The sequence below is a fragment of the Pseudoalteromonas sp. TB41 genome (assembly GCF_000497975.1).
Classification (GTDB): domain Bacteria; phylum Pseudomonadota; class Gammaproteobacteria; order Enterobacterales; family Alteromonadaceae; genus Pseudoalteromonas; species Pseudoalteromonas tetraodonis.
Map to the genome: position 1 here is coordinate 1 of NZ_AUTH01000019.1, position 10,803 is coordinate 10,803.

9 protein-coding genes and 1 tRNA gene are annotated in these 10,803 nt (G+C 41.0%); all 10 read right to left on the reverse strand.

Annotated features, from left to right (window positions below; all coding sequences use genetic code 11):
• Positions 1-1,338 (reverse strand): IS1182 family transposase (locus L641_RS0103095; RefSeq protein ID WP_024601096.1); only part of this gene is annotated, 1,338 nt, incomplete at its 3' end.
• A 395-nt stretch (positions 1,339-1,733) separates the two neighbouring features.
• Positions 1,734-2,396, reverse strand: a complete 663-nt coding sequence (gene nth / locus L641_RS0103100) for an endonuclease III (RefSeq protein WP_024601097.1) — start codon at positions 2,394-2,396, stop codon at positions 1,734-1,736.
• 46 nt (positions 2,397-2,442) lie between these two features.
• Positions 2,443-3,141, reverse strand: coding sequence for an electron transport complex subunit E (locus tag L641_RS0103105; protein WP_024601098.1), 699 nt, complete (start codon positions 3,139-3,141; stop codon positions 2,443-2,445).
• Positions 3,138-3,776 (reverse strand): electron transport complex subunit RsxG, encoded by a 639-nt coding sequence (rsxG, locus tag L641_RS0103110; RefSeq protein ID WP_024601099.1) that lies wholly within the window; start codon positions 3,774-3,776, stop codon positions 3,138-3,140. Before rsxG ends, L641_RS0103105 begins: the two co-directional genes overlap by 4 nt.
• Positions 3,773-4,831: an electron transport complex subunit RsxD gene (gene rsxD / locus L641_RS0103115; protein ID WP_024601100.1), complete on the reverse strand. Its 1,059-nt coding sequence runs from the start codon at positions 4,829-4,831 to the stop codon at positions 3,773-3,775. Before rsxD ends, rsxG begins: the two co-directional genes overlap by 4 nt.
• Positions 4,828-7,218: an electron transport complex subunit RsxC gene (rsxC, locus tag L641_RS0103120; protein ID WP_024601101.1), complete on the reverse strand. Its 2,391-nt coding sequence runs from the start codon at positions 7,216-7,218 to the stop codon at positions 4,828-4,830. The genes rsxD and rsxC overlap by 4 nt, the downstream gene beginning before the upstream one ends.
• Positions 7,219-7,226: 8 nt before the next feature.
• Positions 7,227-7,781 (reverse strand): electron transport complex subunit RsxB, encoded by a 555-nt coding sequence (gene rsxB / locus L641_RS0103125; RefSeq protein ID WP_013465282.1) that lies wholly within the window; start codon positions 7,779-7,781, stop codon positions 7,227-7,229.
• Position 7,782: 1 nt separating this feature from the next.
• Positions 7,783-8,364: an electron transport complex subunit RsxA gene (gene rsxA, locus L641_RS0103130; RefSeq protein WP_008115244.1), complete on the reverse strand. Its 582-nt coding sequence runs from the start codon at positions 8,362-8,364 to the stop codon at positions 7,783-7,785.
• Between the two features lie 244 nt (positions 8,365-8,608).
• Positions 8,609-10,552 (reverse strand): GGDEF domain-containing protein, encoded by a 1,944-nt coding sequence (locus L641_RS0103135; protein ID WP_024601102.1) that lies wholly within the window; start codon positions 10,550-10,552, stop codon positions 8,609-8,611.
• A gap of 173 nt (positions 10,553-10,725) precedes the next feature.
• Positions 10,726-10,802: transfer RNA gene (locus L641_RS0103140), tRNA-Asn, on the reverse strand.
• Position 10,803 lies beyond the last annotated feature (1 nt).

Genomic DNA, 10,803 nt, shown 5'->3' on the forward strand with positions numbered 1-10,803 from the left:
CACGCTTTTTAAACCTCGTGTTAGTAAGTGGGTAGCTCCCATCCAGAGTTTAATTGTGCCAAAGGGGTGCTCAACAGTTTGCTTGCGATGAAGCATCAATTCAGGTTCATTCTTTAGCTTTTGAAGCATTTCTTCTGTCAGAATCTCATGCACCCACCGCCTTATTCGCCTAGGGTCTTTTTTAGAGTTAGTGCACTGACTTCTTATTTTACAATCTCGACAAGCAATGTGATTGAAGTAAACATCAAGGTATTTACCTTGCTCAAATACCTGCATTCGATTTTGAAGTTCATTACCAGCGGGGCATAAGTAAATATCTTTATTTGCATCGTATTTGAAAAGTGAGCGGTTAAATATCCCTTTCTTTTCAGAGGACGATGTATCCGTCTTGGGCATGATTGGCTCTGCACCCAAATCGATAGTGTCTTTTATATCAGGCTGACTGAAGTAACCTTTATCTGCTAATACCCGTATATCTTTCTTGCGCAATGCTTCTTGTGCGAGTTTCGTCATTGACGCAAGCTGGCCTCTATCTGGCACGTTGGTCACGTCATGCGCCACTATGAGGTGATGCTTGGTATCAACCGCACTTTGTACGTTATAACTCACAACTCTTGTAAAACCTTGAGTTTTCATTAAACGTGAATCAGGATCAGTAGTGGATATTTGCTTATCAGGATGAGCTTCAACTTGTTCTTTAATCTCGTATAGTTTTTTTAACTGGCTGCGAAAGTCAGCTAGTCTCTCTTTTGTGGCTTTAATTTTTGTGACGTTAGCTTGCTCTTTATCGGCTTCATCAAGTAATTCAAGATAACGTTCAATGTTCTTTTCGACTCGGTCGATGTGAAATTTAACTTTGCTTGGCGTAAAATTATTGCCTTTGTTGTTGCTAGCTTTAAACTTACTACCATCGATGGCAACAACGGGTTTCTCAAACATATTCAGGCGACGACAGACTTCAACAAACGTTTTGCATACATTTTTTATACCGCCTCCGTTGTCTTTTCTAAAATCAGCAATCGTTTTAAAGTCGGGTGCCAACTTACCAAGTAGCCACATCAGTTCAATATTGCGTTGGCATTCGGTTTCTAATCGGCGGGATGATTGAATACGGTTGAGGTAACCATAAAGATAAAGCTTTAATAGTGTGGCTGGATGATACTTAGGGCGGCCTGTGGACTGTAAGGTTAATCCTTTAAACCCCAATTCAGCTAGATTTAGTTCCTCAATGAAAACATCAATTACTCTGACCGTATTATCTTCACTGACGTAGTCTTCCAACGATTCTGGAAATAACGTTGATTGGTTACGATCTTCACCGCTTATAAACTTTGACATATTGCCTCAACCCTCGACTGAATCAATAGTCTTATTATATAAATATCAGTATATTAAGTGAACTAAATGTATAGATTAATCGATCATAAGCAGCAGATACTTAGACCAAAAGGTGATCAGAGTTTTCACACAGTCTGGGCACAAACCAGAAATAGCTTCCAATGAATTCTGTATTTAAATTTTAGGTTTAAGCTGGGCTCTAATTAATAAATCATAATCTAATTGCAACACCTTGCTTAAATTCAAATTATTCTTAAGTTAACGCAAATTTTCAATTTAACTGGTGCTGGCCTAATAAAGGCTCATATGAGAACCAAATAGCCAACTTATTAAATGGAAACTAAAAAATGTGGCTGTTAAAAGGTTTATACTAACTAAAAAGTAACTACTCTTAGCTATGACTCAGTTTTCTCTTTATAGTCACACAAATCCTCGATTATACAGCTTCCACATTTTGGTTTTCTCGCTGTACACGTATAGCGCCCATGTAAAATAAACCAATGATGGAGGTTAAACATAAACTCTTTTTTATTTGGCGTATTTTTAATTATGGCCTGTTCTGTCTGCTCAACAGTTTTACCTTTAGCGTAACCCGAACGGTTTGCAAGACGTTGGATGTGAGTATCTACTGCTAAAAAGTATCTACCTTCATTATCCTTTAGCCAGCCAAAAGCAGTGTTCAGTACTACATTAGCAGTTTTACGGCCAACGCCGGGCAGGGCTTCTAGGGCTTCACGGTTTTCAGGCACGATGCCATTATGCTGATCAACCAGTATTTGGCACATTTTATAAACATTGGCGGCTTTGGAATTAAACAAACCGATGGTTTTTATGTAATCACGTAGTGTGTCGTGGCCTAAATCTAAAATGGCTTGGGGTGTGTTAGCCACTGGAAAGAGCTTACGGGTGGCTTTATTTACCCCAACATCGGTTGCTTGTGCTGAGAGTGTTACTGCAACTAGCAACTCAAACGGGCTTGAGTACTCAAGCTCGGTTTCAGGGTGTGGGTTTTGCTCACGTAAACGCGAGAGTATTTGGTGACGTTTTTCTTTATTCATGTAACTTAAAACGCATTCGCTTTTATTAAGTTAATGCGTTTTCCCCTTAAGTTAAGCTAGTAACACGCGCTCGCGGGCCTTTTTCAGCTTCTGGCGGCGTTACTTGTTTTGATTTTATTTGTGCATCAATGACGTTTTTAGCGGCGATCAGCAGCCCAAGCCCTAAGAATGCGCCCGGTGGTAAAATGGCCAGTAAAAACTGGCTATCAAAGCTAAACACTTCAATGCGCAATATAGCAGCCCAAGGCCCGAGTAATAAATCGGCACCATCGAATAAGGTGCCTTGGCCAATCAACTCTCGCATAGCGCCAAGGACAACCAGAACCAACATAAAGCCTAAGCCCATCATCAAGCCATCAAAGGCAGATAAATGCACTGGATTTTTAGAGGCAAATGCTTCAGCACGACCAATAATGGCGCAGTTAGTCACAATCAACGGAATGAAAATCCCTAAAGATTGATAAAGGCCAAAAGTGTAGGCGTTCATTAACAGCTGCACAATCGTCACAAAACCGGCAATGATCATTACAAAAACCGGTATTCTGATATCTTTAGGCACCCAATTGCGAACAAATGATACGGTAATATTAGAGCCCACTAACACTAACAAGGTTGCTAAGCCTAAACCTAGCGCATTAGTAATCGTGGAGGTAACAGCAAGTAAAGGACATAAACCTAATAACTGTACTAAGGCGGGGTTATTTCCCCATAGGCCTTCTTTATAAAGGGTTTTTAATTCACTCATGGTGTTACCTCAGGGCAAGCATTCGCTGCTGCAAAAAGATCATCAAAGTTATTTTGTGCATACACTACCGCATTTTTAACTGAGCCAACTACAGCGCGAGGCGTAATGGTTGCGCCAGTAAACTGATCAAACTGACCGCCATCTTTTTTAACGGCCCAACGCGCGTCACTTTCGCTTTGTACTGTTTTTGAATTAAATGAGGTGATCCAGTCTGACTTTTTAATTTCAACTTTATCGCCTAAACCTGGGGTTTCTTCATGCTTAGTAACCCTTACACCAGCAACGCTGCCATCGCGATATACCGCGCTAAGCAAGTTTATATCGCCACTGTAGCCGCTAGGAGTGACATGACGAATGACTAATGCAACGGGTTCGTCATCTTTACGTGCACGGTAAATTACTTGGTTGTCGTATGGCCCCAGTAAAGGATCAGATATAATTACACAATCTTGCGATAGCTCATTGCTGTATTTGGAATGCGGTAATACTTCTTGTAACTGGTTAGTTAATTGCAGTTGCTCTTGCTCTGCAATTTTATCAGCGGTAAGTGTATTAATTGTGGCAACGAGTCCCGTTGTTAGTAACGCAAACCCACACAATATTGCGCCATTTTTTACCATTGAAGAAATAATCATTTTACTGCTCCATGGCCATAAGTTCTTGGTTGTGTGTAGTAATCAATAAGCGGTACTGTAATATTGATCAGTAATACGGCAAATGCAACCGCATCCGGAAAGCCACCAAATGTACGAATTAAATACACAATTAAACCAATCGCGGCACCATAAATAAGGCGACCTCGATTGGTGGTTGCAGCTGATACAGGATCGGTGGCGATAAAAAAGGCCCCCAGCATAGTCGCACCACTAAACAAGTGAAACACTACACCCGGCTCTGTACCTGGCGAGGCAATATAACCAATTGCTGCGCATAAGCTTAAGCTTGCAATAAAACTCACTGGTATATGCCAGTTAATTACTTTTGTTTTTAACAGGTAAAGGCCGCCGAGTAAGAAGGCTAAGTTAACCCAACCCCAACCTAGGCCAACCCATTCATTAAATACCGGTTTTTGCATACTTTCAGTGACGGTAAGACTATGAGTAATATCTGTTTTTAAGGTATCAAGTGGGGTGGCCATCGTGCTGCCATCAATACCCACTCTGAGCTGATCTAAGCTATATCCAAGAGTTGTAAAGTCACTAAATATTAGACTAAGCTGCTGGCTAAAAGTAATGCCCGTATTGAGTAACTCTGTAACTGGTAACCAGGCCGTCATTTGCACAGGAAATGAAACTAATAAAAGTACATAGGCCGCCATTGCAGGGTTAAATAAATTAAAGCCCAAACCACCATAAAGTTGCTTAACAATAACAATGGCAAATAAACACCCTATAACAATAACCCACCACGGCGCTAAAGGTGGAATACTAATAGCTAATAGCACACCGGTTAGCCATGCGCTGCCATCGCTTAATGAAGGCCAAATAGGGCGCTTACGCATTAACATAATGGCTGCTTCAAATGCGCTCACACACACTAATGCTAATAATAATTGGATAAGTACACCGGTACCAAAAAATACAACTTGTGCAATAACACCAGGAATACAGGCCGCAATCACAGTTAGCATTAACCGTGTCACAGACTTGTGACTATGATTGTGGGGTGAACTGGCCATGGTTAGTTTCATGACTGATCGTTTCCTTCTTTTTGTTGCTTTTTAGCTTTAGCACGGGCAATGGCGGCGGCTACGGCGGCTTTCTTTTTTTCTTGAGCTGTTTGTTGTGAACCTTCTGAAGATTCATCGTTGCCTTGTGGCTCAGCATTTTCATTCTGTTGTGCTAATGCATTAGCTTGCGCTGCTTTCTTAGCTTTAGCACGGGCAATAGCAGCAGCTACGGCGGCTTTTTTATCATCGGCAGCGACTGGCGATTCAATTACTGTGTCATCACTTGGCGCTTGCTCATTGGCTTGTGCAGCCTTTTTGGCTTTAGCACGAGCGATAGCAGCAGCCACGGCAGCTTTTTTATCATCGGCAGCAACTGGAGATTCACTTGCAGTGTCATCACTTGCTGCCTGCTCATTTGCTTGTGCTGCTTTTTTGGCTTTAGCACGGGCAATAGCGGCAGCGACGGCGGCTTTTTTATCACCGGCAGCGACGGGTGATTCACTTGCAGTGTCATCGCTTGCTGTTTCCTCATTAGCTTGTGCTGCTTTTTTGGCTTTAGCACGGGCAATAGCTGCAGCGACGGCGGCTTTTTTATCATCGGTAGCGACTGGCGATTCACTTTCTGTGTCATCACTTTGCGCTTGTTCATTGGCTTGTGCTGCTTTTTTAGCTTTAGCACGGGCAATAGCGGCAGCAACGGCTGATTTTTTATCATCTACAGGCTCGTCATCACCATTGTTTTGTGCCTTTTGTTCTTTATAAAGGCGAGCTTGCTCTTTACGGGCTGCGCGTTCTTTTGCAACTTCACTGTTATCTGGCTCAAGTTCGCCACCTTGCTTTTTCGCTTTAGCACGCGCAATTGCCGCTGCTACAGCTGATTTATTGTCACCATCGCTAGTTTTATCTTTAACGCGGGCAAGGGCATCGGCTACTTTTTGCTGCTCTTCGGTAGATTTAGCTGCAGGTTTACGTTTGTGGCGATTTTTTCGCTCAGCTTGTTCTTGCTCTAAACGCGCTTTACGTGCATCAAAGCGTTCTTTAGCGCGATCAGATTTTATCTTCTCGGCAATTTGCTCTTTAATCTCAACTTTTGCAACGCGGTAGTACTGAACGAGTGGTATTTCACTTGGGCAAACATAGGCACACGCGCCACATTCAATACAATCAAATAAGTTATGTTCTTGGAGTTTGTCGTATTCTTTTGATTTAGCAAACCACTGTAACTGCTGTGGTAACAATGAAGCAGGGCAGGCATCGGCACAGGCACTGCAGCGAATACAGGCTTTTTCTGGGCCAGGCTCTGCTAATTCTTTGTGATCTGGGGCAAGTATGCAGTTTGTTGTTTTAACAACGCCAATACGAACTGTGGGTAAGGTAAAGCCCATCATAGGGCCGCCCATGACCACGCGTTGTTGTGGCACCGGTGAAAAACCTTGGCAATCAAGTAAGTGCTTAATTTCAGTACCTAATAACGCCCATACATTGCCAGGATTATGTATAGTATTGCCGGTAACGGTAACGACACGTTCAATTAACGGTTTACCTTCGTATACAGCTTGCTGAATCGCAAATAAAGTGCCGGTGTTATGTACTAAAATGCCGATATCAGCAGGGATACCGCCGTTTGGTACTTCACGGTTAGTGAGCAGTTTTATCAGCTGTTTTTCACCGCCAGAAGGGTAAACAGTAGGCACGGTTTGTATTAAAATATGCTCGCTATGCTTCGCCGCTTCTGTCATGGCTGTGATAGCCTCGGGCTTATTGTCTTCAATGCCAATAATACACAGCGTCGGATTGAGTAACTGCTGCATTAGCTCAATACCTTTGACTATTTCAGCGGCGTGCTCACGCATTAAGGTATCGTCAGCCGTGATGTAAGGTTCACACTCAACCGCATTAACAATCAAAAATTCAATAGGTTGTTTAATATCAGCTTTTACATAGGTTGGGAAGCCTGCGCCGCCCATACCAGAAATACCCGCATTATGAATAACATCAACTAGTTCATCGTGTGATGCAGTGGCTGGGTTTGCTAAAGGCGATAATTCACACCAGGTATCGTTGCCATCGGGTTCAATAATAATGCTTAATTCAGGTAATGCCGAAGGATGCGCTGATGGCATAGGCGTAATATCAATAATAGTGCCAGAAGTCGGTGCATGTATTGGCACCGACCAATTAGCTGATGGCTTTGTTAACGCTTGGCCTTTTAACACGTGCTGGTTTTTTTCAACTATTAATTTACCACTAGCGCCAATGTGCTGCTTTAAAGGCAGAACAAGTTTTTCAGGCAAAGGGAGTCTGGCTATAGGCGCACTATTAGATAATGATTTCTGCTGAGGAGGATGTACGCCGCCAGGAAATGCCCAAACGGTGCCTTTTTTTATTTGTTCAAGTAACTTTTCCACTCAAACCTCTAATCTATTTGGGTAACAGGAATAGCGTCTAATTGCCATTTCCAGGTTTGTTTTGTTGGTGCAACAGGTAGCATGTCAATACAATCGACCGGACAAGGTTCAACGCACAAATCGCAGCCAGTGCATTCATCAATTAGAACGGTATGCATTTGACGTGTTGCACCCACAATGGCATCAACAGGGCAGGCTTGAATACATTTGGTACAGCCAATACATTCGTCTTCGCGGATATACGCCACTGTTTTAACCGGATCTGCTTGTTCGCCGCCAGCGAGGGGTTTAGCCTCAACCCCCATTAAATCAGCTAGCTTTTTAACGGTCGCTTCACCACCTGGAGGGCATTTATTTATTTCATCGCCATTGGCAATGGCTTCTGCATAAGGACGACAGCCAGGGTAACCACATTGGCCGCATTGTGTTTGCGGTAAAATGGTGTCGATTTGTTCTACAACAGGATTACCTTCAACTCGAAAGCGTACTGCTGCAAACCCTAAAATTAATCCGAAAATTAACGCCAGCAAACCCAGCGCTATTAAAGCGTACAACAAGGTCATATTAAAACTTCACTAATCCAGTAAAACCCATGAAGGCCATTGACATTAAACCTGCCGTTATCATTGCGATTGAGGCACCTTTAAATGGGGTTGGTACGTCTGCTGCGGCTAAACGTTCGCGCAATGCAGCAAATAAAACCAATACTAATGAAAAACCCACCGCAGCACCAAAGCCATAAACGGCCGATTGTAAAAACGTGTGATCTTCTTTGATATTTAATAAAGCAACACCCAATACCGCACAGTTAGTGGTTATTAAAGGTAAAAATATTCCCAGTAACCGGTAAAGCGTTGGACTGGTTTTTCTGACAACCATTTCAGTAAATTGTACAACAACAGCTATCACTAAAATAAAGCTCATTGTTTTCAGATAGGTAATATCCAATGGTAATAAAATATACTCATTTACTAAATAGCTGGTCACAGAGGCAAGCGTTAGCACAAAGGTAGTTGCCAAAGACATACCTATGGCTGTATCAAGTTTCCCAGACACACCCATAAACGGGCAAAGGCCTAAAAATTGTACTAATACAAAGTTGTTGACTAACACTGTTCCAATTAATAACAAGACGTATTCTGTCATGTGTGCCTCACGCTAATAAAATCCCGTGTATTATCCTTTTTTCTACTGTGATTAACAACACGTTGAGTGATTATCAGTTAAATAAACAACGTTAAATAATGGGCTAATTGTAAAGGGTTAAAATCAAGGGACATTGCAATTAAAAAACTGTCAGCATTTTAACGGCTGAACAGTCATAAAAGCACACTTTAAAAAGTAAAAAAGAGCATAAATGCTCTTTTTTATTATTAAATAGGGTAATTAGTTAGATGTCTTTAGGCTTTTCAATATAGTAACCTTGGACACCATCAAGGCATAGGGTTTCTACAATATGCTTTTCTTCTTGGCTTTCAACGCCCTCTGCAAAAACACTAACGCCAATTCTATGAGCGAGGTCGACCATTAAACGCATAAAGTATTGATTGTTTTTATCGTCCTCTAAACCTCTGGTATAGCTTGCATCCATTTTAATAAAGTCTGGTTTTAAATCTCTGAAAAACTTAAATGATGTGAGTCCTACACCAAAGCGTTCAACAGTAATTCTGGCTCCAACGCGATGCACCATATCAATAAAACGTTTGCTTGCTTTAATGTTTTGTTGCAGACCAAATTCACTCACCTCAAAAATTAACTTAGAAGCAATATGGGTATCTTTAAGCAAACGACGCTCTAACCAAATCATAAATTGGTCACTGTGCGCGCTTGAAGGGGTAATATTTAAGCCAAAGTATTTTTCAGATAAATTACTCGATTTTATTCTTTCTAATGACGATTCTATTATTAACTTGTCAATTTCTATCGCCATATCGAGTTTTTCAGCCATTGCTAAAAATGAAGCGGTAGGCAAAGCTTGGTTTTCTTCTGTTTTAAAGCGGGCTTGAATTTCAGCATAGGCTTTAATGCTTTTGCCTAATGGCATAATATTTTGGATCACTAAATGGACGCTTTTAGACTCGATCACTTCGTTAATCACTTTACGCCAGTTTTGGTTACCAAACCCTGCGCTCACATTATTAACAAGATCAGTATCGCGCTGCACATGCCACGCATTAGCTTGCTTAGATTGCGCCATACTCATTGCGTTATCAACGATAGAGAGCAACTCACCTAAAGGTTTGGCTTTTTCGTACCCCACAATACCTGTGTTTGCAACCGAGCTAAGCTCTTGGTTTTGCATATATTGAGTAAAGCGAGATTGTAAGTTTTCACCAAATTTTTCAGCTTCTTTTAACGGGGTATTCGGCAATATAATTATAAAGTCAGAGCTGTTTACTCTAAAAACTTGACTGCCGGAATAGGTGCCACTGATATTTACTATGATATCTGCAACCGACTTAATGTACTCATCACCTTTTTGATAGCCGCGGCTTTGATTGATTGACTGTAACTCACTACAGCGGACAAGTGCTAAAGAGCCAAATGTGCTTATTTCGGTGTTTTCTATATTTTTTTCGTAGTAATCAACAAACATATTGCGATTACCTAATTCAGTAACACCGTCTTTGTAGGCTTCACGTTTAATATCGTGGGCTGCATTTTTTATATTGTCGTTTTTACTTTTTAAAAAGTGCGATAAACGATTAAAGCTAGGAATTAAACTTTTCCCTAACTTAGCTAACTCAAGTGAATCAATTTTAGTTGCAAAATCATCACCTAGTTGGTTTTGATTGATATATACATCAATAACATCAGCAACGTCCGTACATATATTGTCATTGATGTGCTTAACAATGGTTTTCATCAATATAATAGGTATTAGGGCGAGTAGGGTGCTAATAATTAAAATAACAAAAAACGCGGTTTGAAACTGCTCACCCAAGTGAGTAATGTTTAATTTAAATTCAATTTTTATATCGGCGTTATTATTTGTGGCGTACTGAGGACGTACTGAGTTGCTACTAGATTGAATAAGCTCAGCAATAAAAGGTAATTGCACTGCATTGTTAACCGAAAATACTTCAACGCCTTGATAGTCACGTAAAACAAAATTTGAAAAGGTTTCACTAGTTGCAAGCGTGTTTTTAAGATTTTCTGCTGATATATCTGTCGCAGAGAGATTTTTAATGTATTGCTCAACGGTCGCTTGTGCATTTTTTTGAGCGTTGCCGATGGCATTATCAAAATTTTGGCTAATAAAATAACTACCAGCGGACACAAGTACCAGCCAAGCTAACAGTTGTATAAGAATAAGTTTTTTGAAAGCTGCCATTATTTAATCTTTTTATGTCAAATGGGGGAGGACACAACCTCATGATTATTAAACTAATTATAGCTCGATATCAATAGTTATCAAATGGTTAGTTTTTTAAGCAAAAAAGTTTTTATTTTAAAAGAAGAATGGTAGAGCAAATTGGAGGGTATGTCTATGTGATTGTAGTAAATTGGCTCCCCCTCCCCGACTCGAACGGGGGACCTGCGGATTAACAGTCCGTCGCTCTAACCAACTGAGCTAAGGGGGAA